Below are 17,547 nucleotides of genomic sequence, written 5' to 3' on the forward strand. Positions count from 1 at the left end.
AGTCTAAGGAAGAAGACGATGAAAACAGTGCGTGCTTACCTCGCGACCCTTTTGATTGCTGCGTTAGTGCTGGCCAGCCTGCCCGTCGTGGCGGCCCCCACCGCCCCTCAAGGTATGGATCTGGTATCGACGCAGTCTGTTTTAGCAGGCGACCGTGCCGGTGCGGACCGCGAGCGTATCAATGAAATCCTCGCCCGTGCCGATGTGCAGGATCAACTGCTAAAGCAGGGTGTGAACCCCGCCGATGTGGAAGCCCGTGTGGCGGCGCTGAGTGATGCAGAAGCGCAACAGATGGCCCAACAGCTGGAAGAACTGCCGGCCGGTGCGGGCGTGATCGGAGCCCTGTTTGCGGTCTTCATCATTCTGCTGATCACCGACATTCTTGGGTTGACCGATGTCTATCCGTTTACCCGCTAAGCGCCTCGGCCTGCTCCACCGCTTGTTCAACGCCCGCACTGCGGGCGTTTTAGCGTTGGTACTGCTGCTCGGTGGCTGTGCCCGCGCCCCCGTGCTGCTGGAAAGCACCCAGCGCGACCTGCCGCCGCAAACCGAGCTGCAAGACGTGCCGTTCTTCGCCCAGACCGAATACCAGTGTGGCCCCGCCACCCTGGCCATGGTGCTGACCCATGAAGGGGTAAACACCAGCGTCGATGAGCTGATCCCCCAGGTGTTCATTCCGGGGCGGGATGGCAGCGTGCAACCGGAAATGCTGGCCACGGTGCGTCGCCAGGAACGGCTGGCGATCCCCATTCGCGCCACCATGGATGCCCTTCTGGGCCACCTGGCGGCGGGTGACCCGGTGGTGGTCATGCAGAACCTGGCGCTGCCCGCCTTCCCCATGTGGCACTACGCGGTGGCCATTGGCTACGACCTGCCCGATGAAACGCTGTTGCTGCGTAGCGGCGAGATCGAGCGCCACCGCCTGTCGTTCAGCCGCTTCGATGCCACCTGGGCGCGCAGCCAGCGCTGGGGGTTCGTAGTCAGCCAGCCCGGCACGCTGCCCGAAGGTGTCACGGCGCGCAATGCGCTAGAGGCCATTAGTGCCTTTGAAGAGCAGCACGGATCAGAGAAAACGCTGAGCAGTTGGCAGGCATTCAGTGAACGCTTCCCGCAAAATCCTACTGGGCAGTTTGCGCTAGGCAATGCCCTGTATGCCGATGGCCAGCCCGAAGCCGCCCTGGCCGCCTTCGAGACGGCCACGAGCCTCGACCCAGAGATGGGTGCTGCGTGGCTCAACCTGGCCATCCTGCAGTTTCAGCAAGCGCGCCTTGCAGACGCCAGAGCATCGCTTACCCAAGCCGCTTCCCTTGAAGGCGAATGGCAGCCCCGGGCTAGACAGCTTTTGGAAACGCTATAGCGTCGCCCTGAAGAGCCGTGAGAGGAAGCTTCAACTCGCGACGGTGCTGAAATGCACTCGTGGGAGGGAGCTTCAGCTCGCGACAGTGGCCTGGCCAGGGCGCCTGACGGCGCCATTCGCCCGCTGAAGCGGCCTCCCACAGAAGCGTGAAGCCTGAAATGCACTCGTGGGAGGGAGCTTCAGCTCGCGATAGGGGCCTGGCCGAGGCGTCTGACGACGCCATTCGCCCGCTAAAGCGGCCTCCCACCGATACTGACAGGCAGGGCCAACCTTTGCAGAAAGGCCCGTCCTGACCGCTTAGAACACCCGGTTCAGGCCATTTTGTGCCGCCACTCGGTAGGCTTCTGCCATGGTGGGGTAATTGAAGGTGGTGTTGACGAAGTACTTGAGCGTGTTGGCCTTGCCCTCCTGCTGCATGATGGCCATGCCGATGTGCAGGATCTCCGATGCCTGGTCGCCAAAGCAGTGGATACCGAGAATTTCCAGGGTGTCCTGGTGGAACAGGATCTTCAGCATGCCGACCGTATCACCGGTGATCTGGGCACGGGCGGTATCCTTGAAAAACGCTTTGCCGACTTCGTAAGGCACTTTGGCTTCGGTCAGCTCGCGCTCGTTGGGGCCAAAGGAGCTGATTTCAGGAATGGTATAGATACCGGTCGGCACGTCGCTGACGAAACGGTACTCCTTCTCAAGCAGCTCGTTGCACGAGTTGAGCCCCTGATCGTAGGCGGCACTGGCCAGGCTTGGCCAACCAATCACGTCGCCTGCGGCATAGATATGCGGAATCCCCGTGCGGTAGTGTTCATCCACGCTCAGCTGGCCGCGACCGTTGGCCTCCAGGCCGATGTTTTCCAGCCCCAGGCTATCGGTGTTGCCGGTGCGGCCGTTGGCCCACAGGAAGGCATCGGCGCGGATTTTCTTGCCGGATTTGAGGCGCACTACCACCCCGGCTTCGTCGCCTTCGACACTGGCGTACTCTTCGTTGTGACGAATCAGCACGCCGTGCTTGCGCAGATGATACGACAGCGCATCGCTGATCTCGTCGTCCAGGAACGACAGCAGGCTATCGCGGTTGTTGATCAGATCCACCTTGACGCCCAGACCAGAAAAGATCGAGGCGTATTCACAGCCGATGACCCCGGCACCAAAAATCACCAACGTGCGCGGCGTATGCGATAGGCTGAGAATGGTATCCGAGCAGTAGATGCGCGGGTGGCGGAAGTTGATGTCTGCCGGACGGTAAGGCCGAGAGCCCGTGGCAATGACGATCTTCTTGGCCACCAGCTCTTCCATGCCTTCCTGGCGGTCACGCACCACCACGGTGTGTTCGTCCTTGAAGCGGGCAACGCCATGGAACAGGTCGATGCGGTTACGCGCATAGAAAGTGGTGCGCATTTCGACCTGTTTGTCGATAGTGCCGCGAGAGCGCTCCATCACTTTGGGAAACGAGAACCAGCGGGGTTCACCGATGTCGCGGAACATGCGGTTGGTGTTGAAGGCCATGATCTGCTTGACCTGATGGCGCAACGCCTTGGAAGGAATCGTGCCCCAGTGGGTACAGTTGCCCCCTACCTGCGCCTGCTTTTCGATAATCGCCACGCGCATGCCATGTTTGGCTGCGTTGATGGCAGCGCTCTCGCCCGCCGGGCCAGTACCGATTACCACGACATCATAATTGTGAACCGCCATAGGGTTTCGTTCTCCTTGAAAATAAACGGGAGCCTAGCGACGCGTGGCGTCGTAGCCCAGGTCGGCACCACTGCTTTCGTCACTGCGACGGCGTTCACTGGTACGCTTGCGGTTCTCTTCTTCGCATACTTCGTCCTTACCGCCGCAGATATCGCAGCCATCCTTCAAACCGAGCTGGTTGAGCCCGCCACAGGAGCCTGCAATGGGCTTGCGTCCCATCAGTACGCCCACCGCCATTGCGGTCATTACCAGCGCCATGAAGCCAAATACCAGTAGCCAGATTGCCATGATGTTCTCCCAGCAGTGTTGCTAGCATCGTTGAATGGTCACACCTGCCGACCACGGTTGGGTCAATAAGTGCCTTGAAAGTTGGCCCTATTGTACCTCAGCCAACACAAAATGATCAGGCATAAACGCCAACGGGGCTGACCCGAAGGTCAGCCCCGCTGTGGAGCGCGTCTGCGCTACCTTAGCCGCCGAAGTCATCCAGCAGGATGTTTTCCGGCTCTACCCCCATATCAAGCAGCAGCTTGATAACAGAGGCATTCATCATGGGCGGCCCACACATGTAGTACTCACAATCTTCAGGCGCCGGGTGGTCCTTCAGATAGTTTTCGTACAGTACGTTGTGAATGAAGCCCGTCGGGCCTTCCCAGTTGTCTTCCGGCTGTGGATCGGACAGCGCCAGATGCCACTGGAAGTTCGGGAACTCTTCGGCCAACTGGTCGTACTCTTCGTTGTAGAAGGTCTCGCGCCAGGAGCGCGCACCGTACCAGAACGAAATCTTGCGGTCCGACTTCAGTCGCTTGAGCTGGTCGAAGATATGGCTACGCATCGGGGCCATACCGGCACCACCACCGATGAAGACCATTTCCGCGTCGGTGTCCTTGGCGAAGAACTCACCAAACGGACCCATGACCGTCACTTTGTCACCCGGCTTCAGGTTGAAGACGTAGGTAGACATCAGGCCAGGCGGATGGCTGCTGCCCGGAGGCGGCGTGGCGATACGGATGTTGAACTTGAGGAGGCCTTTCTCTTCCGGGTAGTTCGCCATGGAGTAGGCGCGGATCACTTCCTCGTTGCTCTTGTGGGTAATGTCGAACAGGCCGAATTTTTCCCAGTCGCCACGATACTCTTCTTCGATGTCGAAATCGGAGAACTTGATATCGTAAGGCGGTGCCACCAGCTGCACGTAACCACCCGCACGGAAGGCGACTTCTTCACCTTCAGGCAGCTTCAGGTTCAGCTCCTTGATGAAGGTCGCCACGTTGGGGTTGGCGGTGACTTCGGTTTCCCACTTCTTCACGCCGAAGACTTCTTCCGGCACTTCCACTTTCATGTCCTGCTTCACAGGTACCTGACAGGAAAGACGCCAGCCTTCTTTCTTCTCACGCATGGTGAAGTGAGACTCTTCGGTGGGCAGGATAGAGCCGCCGCCCTCTTCCACTCGGCATTTGCACTGGGCGCAAGAACCACCGCCACCACAGGCAGACGACAGGAAGATGCCGTTGGCCGCCAGGGTGTTGAGCAGCTTACCGCCGGCCTGAGTTTTCAGAGTGTGCTCGGGGTCGCCGTTGACTTCGATGGTCACGTCCCCGCTACTCACTAGCTTGCTACGCGCTGCCAGAATGATCCCCGTCAAGCTGATGACGATGACCGTGAACATGACAACACCGAGCAAGATGACAGATGTATCAACCATGTCGGTTTCCTATTGCTGAAGGTTTTCTGTACCTCGGCAGCCCGGGGGCTGCCGAGAAAACCGGCTCCGATTACAGCTGGATGCCCGAGAAGGACATGAAGCCCAGTGACATCAAGCCAACGGTGATAAACGTGATACCCAGACCCTGCAGGCCGCCAGGCACGTCGCTATACTTCAGCTTCTCGCGGATACCGGCCAGCGCGGTAATGGCCAGCGCCCAGCCTACCCCCGAACCGAAGCCGTACATCACGGATTCGCCGAAGTTATAGTTACGCTCCACCATGAACAGTACGCCACCCAGGATGGCACAGTTTACGGTGATCAGCGGCAGGAATACGCCCAGCGCGTTGTACAGCGCAGGTACGTACTTATCCAGGAACATCTCCAGGATCTGCACCAGCGCAGCAATAACGCCGATGTAGCTCAGCAGGCCAAGGAACGAGAGATCGATGTTCTCTGCACCGCTGATACCCGTCCAAGTCAGCGCGCCCTCTGCCAACAGCAGATTGAATACCAGGTTGTTCACCGGTACGGAAATGGTCAATACCACGATAACCGCGATACCCAGACCGAATGCCGCCGAGACCTTCTTGGAAACCGCCAGGAAAGTACACATCCCGAGGAAGAAAGCCAGCGCCAGGTTCTCGACGAAAACCGAAGCAACGAAAAGGCTTAGATAGTGTTCCATGTTACACAGCCTCCTTCGGCTTGGTGTTGTGCTTCATCTTGAACTCGTTGTCTTCAACCTGCTCGGGGTTGTAGGCACGAATCGCCCAGATCAACAGACCGATGATGAAGAAGGCAGACGGCGGCAGCAGCAGCAAGCCGTTCGGCACGTACCAGCCACCATCTTGCACGGCGGGCAGCAGCGTGAAGCCGAAGACGCTACCGGCACCCAGCAGCTCGCGGAAGAATGCCACGACCATCAGGACGAAACCGTAGCCCAAACCGTTACCGATACCGTCCATGAAGGACATACCGGGCGAGTTGGACATCGCAAAGCCTTCTGCACGCCCCATGACGATACAGTTGGTGATGATCAGACCAACGAAGACCGACAGCTGCTTGGACATCTCGTAGGCAAATGCCTGAAGAATCTGATCGACCACGATAACCAGCGAGGCGATGATCGTCATCTGCACGATGATACGGATCGAGGACGGAATGTGGTTCCGAATCAACGAAACGAACAGGTTCGAGAACGCACACACGAACACGACCGCCAGCGTCATGACCAGCGATACGCTCATGCTGGTGGTTACCGCCAGCGCCGAACAGATACCAAGGATCTGCAGAGCAATGGGGTTATTCTTGAAAATTGGCGCCGTTAAGACGCTTTTTGCATTGACGTCCGCCATGATCAAGCTCCTTCCACTTCGAGTTCGACGTCAGCGTCCTGAGCGTCTTCCTGGTCAACGCCACTGCGGAACCTGGCCAGGTATTCACCGAAGCCTTCTGGGCTCAGCCAGAACTGCAGCATGTTGTTAACCCCGTTGACGGTCAGGGTAGCGCCCGAGAGACCATCGACTTCGTAGTCGCCGCTACCACCACCTTGCACGACACGAATCGCCGGGGTCAGCTCGCCATCTTCGTCGAAGATTTGCTTGCCTTCCCACTGGGCCTGCCAACGCGGGTTGTTGACTTCAGCACCCAGCCCTGGGGTTTCGCTGTGCTCGAAGTAGGTGATACCCACGATGGTGTTGCCGTCGCCTTCAACCGCGAGGAAGCCACGCATTAGGCCCCACAGGCCCTGGCCACGGATCGGCAGGATGATCTGCTCCGGGTCGTCCGGGTCACCCACCAGATAAACGGTGGCGTAGTTTTCGACCCGCGACAAGCCTGCCGGGTCACGCTGACCTGACAGAGTGCGCGAGGCCGCCGGATCACGACGAGCTTCGAAACCGTCGTAGGTTTCAGGGTCGTGCTGGTCGGAGTACTCACCGGTCTCGAGGCTCACCACACGTGGTGTTACTTCACGGAAAGCGGCTTCGACGTCCATGCCCCTTTCGTAAAGATTGGCAACACGCAGGATGTTGGTCTTACGGTCGAGCTCCTGGTTGAGCTGCTGCATGGGGCGTAGCGCAACGGCCGCCGTCGAAACGATGACCGAGCACACGATACACAGCGAAAACGCTACGACCAGTACTTTCTTGATGGAGTTGTTACCTTGTGCCATTAGGCAGTCTCCTCGGCCGGTGTGCCAGTGCGCTTGAGACGGCGCTTGACGTTGGCCTGGACGAACATGTGGTCAATCAGCGGCGCGAACAGGTTGGCGAACAGGATGGCCAGCATGATGCCTTCCGGGAAGGCCGGGTTCACCACGCGGATCAGCACGGTCATGACACCGATCAGCGCACCGAACAGCAGGCGACCTTGGTTGGTCATCGCTGCCGACACGGGGTCGGTTGCCATGAACACCATCCCGAAGGCAAAACCACCCACTACCAGGTGCCAGTACCAGGGCATCGCGAACATGGCGTTGGTGTCGGAGCCGATCAGATTGAACAGCGTACTGGTGATCACCATACCCAGGAACACGCCCAGCATGATTCGCCAGTTGGCAATCTTGGTCCACAGTAGCACCGCAGCACCGATCAGAATTGCCAGGGTCGACACTTCACCCACGGAGCCCGGTACGTAGCCAATGAAGGCATCCCACCAGGTGTAGGCGCTGGTCAGCGCGCTCATGCCGTCCTGGAAAGCGATGGACAGCGCCGTGGCACCGGTGTAACCGTCGGCGGCAACCCATACTGCGTCACCGGATATCTGCGCCGGGTAAGCGAAGTAGAGGAACGCACGACCGGTCAGCGCGGGGTTCAGGAAGTTCTTGCCGGTACCGCCGAAGATTTCCTTACCGATTACCACACCGAAGGTGATACCCAGAGCCACCTGCCAGAGCGGAATGGTCGCCGGAAGGATCAGTGCGAACAGCACGGAAGTGACGAAGAAGCCTTCGTTGACTTCATGGCCACGCTTGACCGCGAACAGGACTTCCCAGAAACCCCCGACCGCGAAGGTCACCAGATAGATGGGCAGGAAGTAGGTGGCACCGAGGACGAAGTTGGCCCACAGGCTACCCGGATCATGGCCACTCGCCAGGGTCATCATGATCGCTTCGCGCCAGCCCCCCATGGAAGCATAGCCTGCTTCGATGGCGGTATTGGCTTGCCAACCAGCGTTCCACATACCAAAGAACATGGCCGGGAAAGTACACATCCACACGGTGATCATGATGCGTTTCAGATCGACGCCATCACGAACGTGGGCAGTGGTCTTGGCAACACTCGGGGGTGAGTAGAAGATGGTGTCTACCGCTTCGTACAGCGGATAGAACTTCTCGTACTTGCCACCCTTGTGGAAATGCGGCTCGAGATTATCGAGTGTTTGTCGAATACCCATCATCAGGCCTCTTTCTCGATCATGGTGAGATTGTCACGCAGGATGGGGCCGTACTCGTATTTGCCGGGGCAAACGTAGGTACACAGCGCCAGATCCTCTTCGTCCAGCTCCAGACACCCGAGCTGCATGGCAACCTCAATGTCGCCCACAATCAGCGAACGCAGCAGCTGCGTCGGCATGACATCCAACGGCATGACGCGCTCGTAGTTGCCCACCGGCACCATGGCACGCTCGGAGCCATTGGTGGAAGTGGTTGGCGCGTAGTTGCTCAGGCCTTTGAACTTGGACAGGTAGATGCCCATGATGGAGTGACGGTTCGCACCCATTGAGAGCCATCCCATAAAGGCGCGCTTGTTACCCTCTTCCAACAAACTGAGCTGGTTATGGAAGCGACCCAGATAGGTGATATTGCCCTCGGCGGCAAAGCCTGAAAATACCGAACCGGAAATGACACGAGTGTCGTCCGGTTGGATCACTTCGCCTGCCAGGAGTTCCTGGGTGCTGGCGCCGACGCGGGTGCGCAGCAGACGAGGTTTCTCAGCGCGTGGGCCGCCGACCGCGACGATGCGGGTGACGTCCAGCTTGCCTTCCACGAACAGTTTGCCGAACGCAATCACGTCCTGGTAGCCGATGTGCCACACTTTCTTGTGCAGCGCGACAGGCGACAGGTAGTGAATGTGCGTACCGACTAGGCCTGCAGGGTGCGGCCCGGCAAAGCTTTCGGTCTTGACGCCGCTGACATCGCTGCCGGGCAGTGATGCGTTGGCACCCGTGCACAGAAAAACGTTGCCCTCGGTCAGGCGGGTTAGCACCTTGAGGCCGTCTTCGAATGCCTGGGAGTTCTCATTGATGATGAGTGCCGGGTCAGCGCTGAGCGGATGGGTATCCACGGCGGTGACGAAGATATCGGCAGGAACGCTGTCGATGGCAGGCGTGCGCGAGAAGGGACGGGTGCGCAAGGCAGTCCAGAGACCCGACTCGACCAGTTGATCGACAACGGTCTGACGATCCAACTGTCCTAAAGTGCCACGATCATGGGAAGCGAATGTCATCGCTTCTTCATTTTCGTCGACTTTAATGACCACAGACAGCAAACGACGTTTTTCGCCACGGTTGATAGCGACTACTTCACCAGCGGCGGGTGCGGTGAAGCGCACGCCGTCGACTTTCTTGTCGGTGAAGAGCAGTTGGCCTAGTTTGACCTTATCCCCTTCCTGAACTTCCATCGTTGGCTTCATGCCAACGTAGTCGGTGCCCAGGATTGCCACGTGACGCACAAGCTGCGCATCTTCAATACGCTGCTCAGGCGCTCCCGTGATGGGGAGATCCAGGCCTTTTTTGACTTCGATCATAGTCTCGCCCAGTTGATGGATCGGATATACGAAGGTAAGGGGTTCGATTGCTTAATTTCTGCTCAGCGAATTCTTGTTTTCTGTTCAGATTGTTACCAGTCCGGCCCAAGCAAGCTTGGACCACCCCGAAAAAATCCCTCGTATTATAAAGATAAGCGCGGCCAATGACCACATCCATGACCGCCTCCGAAAGTGCTATATACAAAAACGCCACCCGAAGGTGGCGCTTGCAAGGCGTACTGTTTCAGCTAACGCTGTATTAGCCGAACACCCCGCCCGACCGCTCAGCTGGCCTGACGCGGCAGCTTCAGGAACTGCACGTTGGACATATGCTGAAGAATGCGGATGACCTGGCAGCTATAGCCGAATTCGTTGTCGTACCAGACGTAGACCACGGCGTGGTTGCCGTTGGCGATGGTCGCCTTGGCGTCCACGATACCGGCATGGCGGTTACCGACGAAATCGGACGAGACCACTTCGGCCGAATCGACGAAGTCGATCTGCTTCTGATAGGACGAATCGATGGACATACGACGCAGGTAGTCGTTGAGCGCCACCGCATCGGTGCCCTTCTCCAGGGTCAGATTCAGAATTGCCATGGAGACGTTGGGCGTGGGTACGCGGATGGCGTTGCCGGTCAGTTTGCCTTCCAGCTCGGGCAGCGCCTTGGCGACGGCCTTGGCCGCACCGGTCTCGGTCAATACCATGTTCAGGGCAGCGCTGCGTCCGCGACGGTCACCCTTGTGGTAGTTGTCGATCAGGTTCTGGTCATTGGTGTAGGCATGCACGGTTTCTACATGGCCGTTTACCACACCGAACTCATCGTTGAGCACTTTCAACACCGGCACGATAGCGTTGGTGGTGCACGACGCCGCCGATACGATGCGGTCGCTTTCGCCGATGGTTTCGTGGTTGATGCCAAACACGACGTTCTTGATATCGCCTTTGCCCGGCGCCGTAAGCAGCGCCTTGGCCGCGCCCTTGCACTCCAGATGCTGGCCCAGGCCCGCTTCGTCACGCCAGATACCAGTGTTGTCCACCACCACGGCGTTATCGATACCGTAAGCGGTGTAGTCGATCTCGCTGGGCGAATCGGCGTAGATCACCTGAACCACGTTACCGTTGATGGTCAGTGTGCGTGCTTCGGCATCAACGCTGATGGTGCCATCGAAGGGGCCATGGACAGAGTCACGACGCAGCAGACTGGCGCGCTTTTCGAGGTCCTTGCTCACATCACCACGACCACGCACGACGATGGCACGCAAACGCAACAGGTTACCGCCACCGGCTTTTTCGACCATGACACGAGCCAGCAGACGGCCAATGCGGCCAAACCCGTAAAGCACCACGTCCTGGGGCTCGCCGGTACTGGCACCGGGCTGGTAGCCATCGATGATATCGCTCAGCTCACCGCGCAGGAAGGCGTTCAGGTCACCGCCGCCTTGGCGCTTGAACATCACCGCCAGCTTGCCTACATCGACGTGGGCCGGCCCCAGGTTCATCTCGCTCATGGCCTCGACGATTGGGAAGGTATCTTCCACGGACAGCTCGGTGCCCTCGATCTTGCGCACGAAACGATGGTCTTTAAGAATCCGAATCACCGACCGCTTGATCAGAGAACGTCCGAACATGGTGGCGACAACGTTGTTCTGGCGATACAGCTTCCCGACCAGCGGGATCATTTGCTCAGCCAGAGCTTCGTTGCTCTGCCAATCCTGGAAAACGTTGTCGAGAGTTTGCTGACTCACGGGCGGCCTCATAGGTAGTGAAGGGGATTTTCAGGGGGCATTATCCGGAGCCAGCGGCGTGGCCGCAATGAATGGATAGTCGCACAGGATGTAGGGGTATTACAGAAATAGGGCATTGACTACAAACACCCATGATGCAACGCGCGATGACGACCCCGCCCGGCCCACGGGCCAAAAGGCGCTGCGTAAAAGTGTCGTTCGTGTATGATTCTGGTTCCGTTCCAGCGCAAAACGAAGCCGACTCCATGACCTCTTTTTCTCTGCTCGAACCGCCTCAGCCGCAAGGGATACGCGATACGCTCTACCTGAAAGCGCCGCCGGGCAGCGCCACCGCGCTGGCACTGGCCCAGGTAGCCACCAAAGCCCCGTTACTGGTGATCACCCCCAATACTGCCAGCGCTCAACGCCTGGAGCAGGACCTGGCTTTTTACAGCAGCGTGCCGGTCCTGCCGCTCCCCGACTGGGAAACGCTGCCTTACGACAGTTTTTCACCGCACCAGGATATTATCTCCGCCCGCCTGCGCACGCTGAGGCAGCTACAGGACGGCGCGCGCGGCATCGTGCTGGTTCCCATCAATACACTGATGCAGCGTCTGCCACCGGTGTCCTACATTGCAGGCCGCGTCATGACCTTGCAGTCCGGCGCCAGGCTCGACCGGGAGAGCTTCCGCGAATCGCTTTCACGGGCGGGCTATCGCGCGGTGGAAACGGTCTACGAGCCGGGCGAATACGCCATGCGCGGGGCCATCATCGACCTGTTCGCCATGGGCATGGACGAGCCGATTCGTATCGACCTGTTCGATGACGAGATCGACACCCTGCGCCACTTCGACCCGGGCAGCCAGCGCTCTACCGGCAAAATCGACGGCATCGAACTGCTGCCCGCCCACGAGTACTCGCTGAGCCGCAGCGCCATTGCCTGCTTCCGCGAGCAGTTCGAGACCCTGTTCGACGTCGACCCGCGCCAGTGCCCACTCTACAACGACGCCCTGAAGGCCATTCCTTCACCGGGACTGGAGCAGTACCTGCCGCTGTTCTTCGACGAAACCGCCTCGCTGTTCGACCACGTGACAGACGACACTCGGATCGCCCTGCTGCCGGGCGTCTTCGCTGCCGCCGAACAGCACTGGCAGGCCATCGAAGCGCGCTACGTCAATCTGGGCGTCGACCCGACACGCCCCCTACTGCCGCCCCATCGTGCGTTCTTTCCGGTCAGCGACGTGTTTGCCGCCATCAAGGCACGGCCCAGAGTGGAGTTCACCGAGGACGAGCAGCAGCGCCATGCGCTGGCACCCCAGGCCCGTGCCCTGCCCTCGCTGGCCATCAATGCGCGAGCCAAACAGCCGCTGGCCGAGCTGGCAAGCTTCATGGCGGCGCAACCCGGTACGCGCCTGCTGTTCGTGGCGGAATCTCGTGGTCGCCGAGAAGCACTGGAGGAAGTGCTGGCGCCGCTCAAGCTCTCGCTACCCCACGTGGAGAACTTCCACGCCTTCCTGAAAGGTGACCAGCCGCTGGCCATCACCGAAAGCCTGGTGGCCAGCGGCCTGTGGCTGGAAACGCCCGACCTGGCGGTGATCAGCGAAACCGAGCTGTTCGGCGACGTAGTACGACAGAGCCGCCGCCGCGAGAAAGCCACCGATGACAACGAACCGGCCGTGCGTCATCTGTCGGAACTCCGCGAGGGGGCGCCGGTGGTCCACCAGGCCCACGGGGTGGGCCGCTATCTGGGCCTGGAAACCCTGGAAGCCGGGGGCCAGGCCAACGAGTTTCTGGCGCTCTCCTATGCCGATGGCGCCAAGCTGTACGTGCCGGTGGACAGCCTGCACCTGATTTCTCGCTATAGCGGTGCCGACGACGAGCTGGCACCGCTGCACAAACTGGGCTCCGACCAATGGGAGAAGGCCCGCCGCAAGGCCGCCGAGAAGATTCGCGATACCGCCGCCGAACTGCTCGACATTTACGCCCGGCGCGAGGCCCAGCAAGGGGTGGTCTACGAAGCCCCCGGCGAGGAGTACGCGCGCTTCGCGGCCAGCTTCCCCTTCGAGGAGACTCCCGACCAACAGGCCGCCATCGAAGCGGTGATCAGCGACATGGTATCGCCCCAGCCCATGGACCGCGTGGTGTGCGGCGACGTGGGCTTCGGCAAGACCGAAGTCGCCATGCGCGCAGCGTTCCTGGCCGTTCAGTCGGGCAGGCAGGTGGTGGTCCTGGTGCCCACTACCCTGCTGGCACGCCAGCATTTCGAAAACTTTCGTGACCGCTTTGCCGACACCGCGGTGAACATCAGCCTGATCTCGCGCTTTACCGGCGGCAAAGAGATGACGCAGACACTGGAAAGTATCAAGAGCGGGCAGGCCGATATCGTCATCGGCACCCACAAACTGCTGTCCAAGAGCGTCGAGCTGCCCAAAATGGGGCTACTGATCATCGATGAGGAGCACCGTTTTGGCGTCGCCCAGAAGGAGAAGCTCAAGACCCTGCGGGCCGAGATCGACATTCTCACGCTGACCGCCACGCCCATCCCGAGAACGCTGAACATGGCGATGAGCGGCATTCGCGACCTCTCCATCATCGCGACGCCACCCGCCCGGCGCCTATCGGTCAAAACCTTCGTCCAGCAGCGCGACGACAGCGTGATCAAGGAGGCCCTGCTGCGGGAAATTCTGCGCGGCGGCCAAGTCTACTTCCTGCACAACGAAGTCAAGACCATCGAAAACGCCGCCGAACAGATTCGCGAGCTGGTGCCGGAAGCGCGAGTGGCGGTGGCCCACGGCCAGCTGCCAGAGCGTAGCCTGGAACGCGTGATGTCCGACTTTTATCATCGGCGCTTCAACGTGCTGGTGTGTTCGACCATCATCGAAACCGGCATCGACGTGCCGAGCGCCAACACCATTCTGATCGAGCGTGCCGACAAGTTCGGCATGGCCCAGCTGCACCAGCTGCGGGGGCGCGTGGGCCGCAGCCACCACCAGGCCTACGCCTATCTGCTCACGCCTTCGCCGAAGGCAATGACCCGGGATGCCGTCAAACGCCTGGAAGCCATCAGCGCCTCCGACGACCTGGGCGCGGGCTTTACCCTGGCCAGCCACGACATGGAAATTCGCGGTGCCGGGGAGCTGCTGGGCGACGAGCAGAGCGGCCAGATGGAAACCATCGGCTACTCACTCTATATGGAGATGCTCGACCGCGCCGTGAAGGCCATTCGGGCAGGCAAGACGCCCAACATCGACGCCCCCTTCAACACCGGCGTGGAAATCAGCCTCAACTTACCCGCGCTGATCCCCGACGACTATCTGCACGACGTGCAGCAGCGCCTGGTGATGTACAAGCGTATTGCCAATACCCAATCGGATGGTGAACTCAAAGAGCTGCAGGTGGAGCTGATCGACCGTTTCGGCCTACTGCCCCAGCCGTTGAAGAACCTGATTCGCCAGACGCGGCTGCGCCAGCGCGCCGAACAGCTCGGCATTGCTCGCATCGAGGCCGGTGAATCCCGGGGTCGAGTGCTGTTCGACGGCTCTACCCAGGTCGACCCATTGACCCTGGTGACGCTGATCCAGACCTCCCCGCAGCACTACCGCCTGGACGGCTCCGATACCTTACGATTTGAATTTACGATGGAAACCGCCGAACAACGCTTTGAGAAGGTTGAAACACTGTTAAACACCCTTAATCAAAAAGTAGCGAAGGCGTGAACCTTGGGGCAAACTTGTCATTAAGCAGACAACCCTGCCAACGCATGGCCAACCACCGCCAGGCGTCTCTGCAGTGCATACTTGATTAGGAACGACCATGAAGACTCGCAAGATCATCAACCGTTGGGGCCCCACCAGTCTGGCGGTCCTGCTGGCCGCCAGCTTGACCGGCCCTGCTTATGCCCAGCCTGCTTCAGAGCAGGCTGCGGTCAGCAGTGAAGCCACTGCCGGTGCCGAACAGGTCGCCGAGGCACGCCAGGAACTGCCACGCGGGCATTTTCGCCTGCCCGAGCAGGGTGACATCATCGGTGAGTACTACACGGTAACGGTGGACAACCCCGAAGACACCCTGATCGACATCGCTCGTCGCCACAACATCGGCTACGAAGAGATCCGTATGGCGAACCCTGGCGTCAGCATGTGGGTACCCGGCGAAGGCACGGAAATCGTCATTCCCGCCCAGTACATCCTGCCCCCCGCGCCGCGTGAAGGAGTGGTGGTGAACCTGTCGGAACTGCGCCTGTACTACTATCCGGCCAACAACCCCGGCATCGTAGAGACCTACCCGGTCAGCGTCGGTCGTGACGGTTTCGCCACCCCGGTCGGCATTACCCGCACCACCGTCAAGGTCAAGGACCCCGCCTGGGCACCACCCGCCTCCATGCGCCGCGAAGCCGCCGCCCGTGGCGAGCCCGCCCCGGCCATCGTGCCGCCTGGCCCTGATAACCCGCTGGGTCGCCACGCCATCCTGCTGGCCATGCCGAGCTACCTGATCCACGGCACCAATCGCCCTGACGGCGTCGGCATGCGTGCCAGCCGTGGCTGCATTCGCATGTACCCGGAAGATATCGAGTCGCTCTACGAGCGTCTGCCCAGCGGCACTCAGGTCAACCTGATGGATGCTCCCTTCAAGGCAGGCTGGGGGGCTGACGGCACGCTGTTCGTGCAGTCGTACCCACAGCTGGAGGAGAACGTCGAAGGCTCAGAGCCCCTGCGCGAGGCCATGGAGCGTTTGAACGCCCTGGTGGAAGACCAGGTGGATATCGACGAAGCCCAGATCCAGCGTGCCATCGCCGAGCCTGACGGTCGCTTCGTTGCGCTCTACGGCCCGCAAGCCGCCGCTGAAGAGCCACAGCCCGAAGCCCAGCAGCCTCAGCTGGAAGGCATTCTGGGGGATATCGAACTGTCTACCGTGGTTCGCATCGAAGGCGACGCTTAACGCCTCACGGGCCGTCTCTGACGGCCCAGCCCTCTGCTGATCACGCAAAAAAACCCCGCCAGATGGCGGGGTTTTTTCACATCCAACAGCAGCCGTTGGGTTCTTGACGAACCTGACGGCCCAGGCAGAATTACTTCTGCATGGAACGCTGGAACATGCGGTTCATTTCTTCACGGTTCTGCTCAGACATCTGCAGGGCAGCTTGCGCGTCGCGCTGAGCCTGGTTTGCAGTGTTCAGAGCCTGTGAAGCCATGCTGCGAGCTTCTGCAGCGTCAGCCTGTGCAGATTCAGCAGTCATGCGAACTTCTTCCAGAGCGCTGGTAGAAGCACAGCCAGCCAGGATTGCCAGAGAAGCGGCAGCGGCGGTCATTTTCAGAGCAGTCTTAAGAGTCATGATGTTCTCCTTGAGTCTTCCTTGGGTACTACGTTTAAGGGTATGACAAAAAATAAAGCTAAATTATTAGCTTAGATTTGTCTACCTGCGATGCAGGTTCTTTTCACCGACTTGTACCAGGGTTACCCGTAGGGTACGCAAGTCAAACGCTGTTTTATAATAGACCACAGCGGTTGTCTATAGTCGCGTGTCCAAAAACCTGGAACTTCCTTCAACAACATAAGCCTAGCGGATCACCACGCGTGTGCCAACTCCTACTAGCTCGGCAACCCGCTCGATTTGCTCATTGGTCACTGCCACACACCCTTGGGTCCAGTGGAAGTTGCCATGGATATCGGGGTCTCCTCGGCCAATGCCGTGAATCCCAATGGCTCCCCCCAGCGCGGTATCCTGCGGTGGGGAGCCGTAACGGCGATAGTGGTCGAAATAGGCCTCGTAGTCCGCCTGGGAGTAGATGCCTTTTTCGAGCGCCATGCGCGCGTGAGGTGGCGTAGGATAATCGATACCAATGAAGATATGCCACTGGCTTTCGAAATTAAATCGATTAATTCTAAACTCACCCAGCGGCGTCACGTTACCGCCGCGTATACGGTGGGTCCTGGCGCCGCCACGGCCGAGCGATACCGGCGCAAATCGCTCTACCAGGGCATGGCCGCGAAACACGCTAAGCGTCGCTTCCTTGTCGTCTACCAGCACCCACACCTCGTTGCTGTGACGGGGCACGTCTGCTCTGGCCAGCAAGGTGGCGACCAGATCGGTAGGCTCGTAATCAGGCAGGGCACTGGTAGCCGCTGCACTGGCCACTACAGGCCAGCCCAGTGCCAGCGCCAAAAATCGGCGACGGTTTACAGGCATCATTGTTGCTCTCGAAAATGGGTCAGCGCGAAAGGCAAGGCACGGCTGGCCAATAACGCATGGATGGGTACTGTTATACCCTATTCATGCGGCTTTTGTCAGCGTATCGACTCTTCAATAAACGCCCAAAATGCCTG

15 protein-coding genes are annotated in these 17,547 nt (G+C 59.6%); 4 read left to right on the top strand and 11 right to left on the bottom strand.

From position 1 onward, the window contains the following. Positions 1-18 precede the first annotated feature (18 nt). Positions 19-417, top strand: a complete 399-nt coding sequence (locus HSS18214_RS0104335) for a PA2779 family protein (protein ID WP_016914074.1) — start codon at positions 19-21, stop codon at positions 415-417. Next, positions 395-1,357 carry a PA2778 family cysteine peptidase gene (locus HSS18214_RS0104340; protein WP_050980287.1) on the top strand — a complete coding sequence of 321 codons (963 nt, stop codon included), beginning with the start codon at positions 395-397 and terminating at the stop codon, positions 1,355-1,357. Before HSS18214_RS0104335 ends, HSS18214_RS0104340 begins: the two co-directional genes overlap by 23 nt. A 297-nt stretch (positions 1,358-1,654) precedes the next feature. Here HSS18214_RS0104340 and sthA read toward each other — a convergent pair whose 3' ends face one another. The 9 genes from sthA to HSS18214_RS0104385 form a co-directional block, all read right to left on the bottom strand. Further along, a complete protein-coding gene (sthA, locus tag HSS18214_RS0104345; protein WP_016914076.1) occupies positions 1,655-3,046 on the bottom strand; it encodes a Si-specific NAD(P)(+) transhydrogenase in 1,392 nt (463 codons plus the stop codon). 33 nt (positions 3,047-3,079) lie between these two features. Then, positions 3,080-3,334, bottom strand: a complete 255-nt coding sequence (gene nqrM, locus HSS18214_RS0104350; RefSeq protein WP_016914077.1) for a (Na+)-NQR maturation NqrM — start codon at positions 3,332-3,334, stop codon at positions 3,080-3,082. A 181-nt stretch (positions 3,335-3,515) separates the two neighbouring features. Next, the gene (nqrF, locus tag HSS18214_RS0104355; RefSeq protein WP_016914078.1) at positions 3,516-4,748 is read right to left on the bottom strand and encodes an NADH:ubiquinone reductase (Na(+)-transporting) subunit F; all 1,233 of its coding nucleotides are present in this window, start codon (positions 4,746-4,748) and stop codon (positions 3,516-3,518) included. 70 nt (positions 4,749-4,818) lie between these two features. Further along, positions 4,819-5,436 carry an NADH:ubiquinone reductase (Na(+)-transporting) subunit E gene (gene nqrE / locus HSS18214_RS0104360; RefSeq protein ID WP_016914079.1) on the bottom strand — a complete coding sequence of 206 codons (618 nt, stop codon included), beginning with the start codon at positions 5,434-5,436 and terminating at the stop codon, positions 4,819-4,821. A gap of 1 nt (position 5,437) precedes the next feature. Continuing rightward, the gene (locus HSS18214_RS0104365) at positions 5,438-6,106 is read right to left on the bottom strand and encodes an NADH:ubiquinone reductase (Na(+)-transporting) subunit D (protein WP_016914080.1); all 669 of its coding nucleotides are present in this window, start codon (positions 6,104-6,106) and stop codon (positions 5,438-5,440) included. A 2-nt stretch (positions 6,107-6,108) separates the two neighbouring features. Then, positions 6,109-6,924, bottom strand: coding sequence for a Na(+)-translocating NADH-quinone reductase subunit C (locus HSS18214_RS0104370; protein ID WP_016914081.1), 816 nt, complete (start codon positions 6,922-6,924; stop codon positions 6,109-6,111). Next, the gene (locus HSS18214_RS0104375) at positions 6,924-8,150 is read right to left on the bottom strand and encodes an NADH:ubiquinone reductase (Na(+)-transporting) subunit B (RefSeq protein WP_016914082.1); all 1,227 of its coding nucleotides are present in this window, start codon (positions 8,148-8,150) and stop codon (positions 6,924-6,926) included. The genes HSS18214_RS0104370 and HSS18214_RS0104375 overlap by 1 nt, the downstream gene beginning before the upstream one ends. After that, on the bottom strand, positions 8,150-9,499 hold the full coding sequence (locus HSS18214_RS0104380; protein WP_016914083.1) for a Na(+)-translocating NADH-quinone reductase subunit A: 1,350 nt from the start codon (positions 9,497-9,499) through the stop codon (positions 8,150-8,152). The genes HSS18214_RS0104375 and HSS18214_RS0104380 overlap by 1 nt, the downstream gene beginning before the upstream one ends. 284 nt (positions 9,500-9,783) lie before the next feature. After that, a complete protein-coding gene (locus HSS18214_RS0104385) occupies positions 9,784-11,247 on the bottom strand; it encodes a glyceraldehyde-3-phosphate dehydrogenase (RefSeq protein ID WP_016914084.1) in 1,464 nt (487 codons plus the stop codon). A gap of 245 nt (positions 11,248-11,492) precedes the next feature. Between HSS18214_RS0104385 and mfd the strand changes: the two genes are divergently transcribed. Continuing rightward, positions 11,493-14,942, top strand: a complete 3,450-nt coding sequence (gene mfd, locus HSS18214_RS0104390; protein ID WP_016914085.1) for a transcription-repair coupling factor — start codon at positions 11,493-11,495, stop codon at positions 14,940-14,942. A 97-nt stretch (positions 14,943-15,039) separates the two neighbouring features. Further along, complete coding sequence (locus tag HSS18214_RS0104395; protein WP_016914086.1) at positions 15,040-16,161, top strand: L,D-transpeptidase family protein; 1,122 nt, start codon at positions 15,040-15,042, stop codon at positions 16,159-16,161. Between the two features lie 130 nt (positions 16,162-16,291). On the opposite strand, the gene HSS18214_RS0104400 is transcribed toward HSS18214_RS0104395, so the two are convergent. Next, the gene (locus tag HSS18214_RS0104400; protein ID WP_016914087.1) at positions 16,292-16,555 is read right to left on the bottom strand and encodes an Lpp/OprI family alanine-zipper lipoprotein; all 264 of its coding nucleotides are present in this window, start codon (positions 16,553-16,555) and stop codon (positions 16,292-16,294) included. A gap of 225 nt (positions 16,556-16,780) precedes the next feature. Further along, positions 16,781-17,413: a L,D-transpeptidase family protein gene (locus HSS18214_RS0104405; protein ID WP_016914088.1), complete on the bottom strand. Its 633-nt coding sequence runs from the start codon at positions 17,411-17,413 to the stop codon at positions 16,781-16,783. Positions 17,414-17,547: the final 134 nt, after the last annotated feature.

Source organism: Vreelandella stevensii S18214, from assembly GCF_000275725.1.
GTDB lineage: Bacteria > Pseudomonadota > Gammaproteobacteria > Pseudomonadales > Halomonadaceae > Vreelandella > Vreelandella stevensii.

Bases quoted from the DNA above. Each gene is read 5' to 3' on its own strand.
- HSS18214_RS0104380 (WP_016914083.1), bottom strand. From the start codon at position 9,499: ATGATCGAAGTCAAAAAAGGCCTGGATCTCCCCATCACGGGAGCGCCT.
- HSS18214_RS0104335 (WP_016914074.1), top strand. From the start codon at position 19: ATGAAAACAGTGCGTGCTTACCTCGCGACCCTTTTGATTGCTGCGTTA.
- HSS18214_RS0104395 (WP_016914086.1), top strand. From the start codon at position 15,040: ATGAAGACTCGCAAGATCATCAACCGTTGGGGCCCCACCAGTCTGGCG.
- HSS18214_RS0104340 (WP_050980287.1), top strand. From the start codon at position 395: ATGTCTATCCGTTTACCCGCTAAGCGCCTCGGCCTGCTCCACCGCTTG.
- sthA (WP_016914076.1), bottom strand. From the start codon at position 3,046: ATGGCGGTTCACAATTATGATGTCGTGGTAATCGGTACTGGCCCGGCG.
- HSS18214_RS0104375 (WP_016914082.1), bottom strand. From the start codon at position 8,150: ATGATGGGTATTCGACAAACACTCGATAATCTCGAGCCGCATTTCCAC.
- HSS18214_RS0104400 (WP_016914087.1), bottom strand. From the start codon at position 16,555: ATGACTCTTAAGACTGCTCTGAAAATGACCGCCGCTGCCGCTTCTCTG.
- nqrE (WP_016914079.1), bottom strand. From the start codon at position 5,436: ATGGAACACTATCTAAGCCTTTTCGTTGCTTCGGTTTTCGTCGAGAAC.
- HSS18214_RS0104405 (WP_016914088.1), bottom strand. From the start codon at position 17,413: ATGATGCCTGTAAACCGTCGCCGATTTTTGGCGCTGGCACTGGGCTGG.
- nqrF (WP_016914078.1), bottom strand. From the start codon at position 4,748: ATGGTTGATACATCTGTCATCTTGCTCGGTGTTGTCATGTTCACGGTC.
- nqrM (WP_016914077.1), bottom strand. From the start codon at position 3,334: ATGGCAATCTGGCTACTGGTATTTGGCTTCATGGCGCTGGTAATGACC.
- HSS18214_RS0104365 (WP_016914080.1), bottom strand. From the start codon at position 6,106: ATGGCGGACGTCAATGCAAAAAGCGTCTTAACGGCGCCAATTTTCAAG.
- mfd (WP_016914085.1), top strand. From the start codon at position 11,493: ATGACCTCTTTTTCTCTGCTCGAACCGCCTCAGCCGCAAGGGATACGC.
- HSS18214_RS0104370 (WP_016914081.1), bottom strand. From the start codon at position 6,924: ATGGCACAAGGTAACAACTCCATCAAGAAAGTACTGGTCGTAGCGTTT.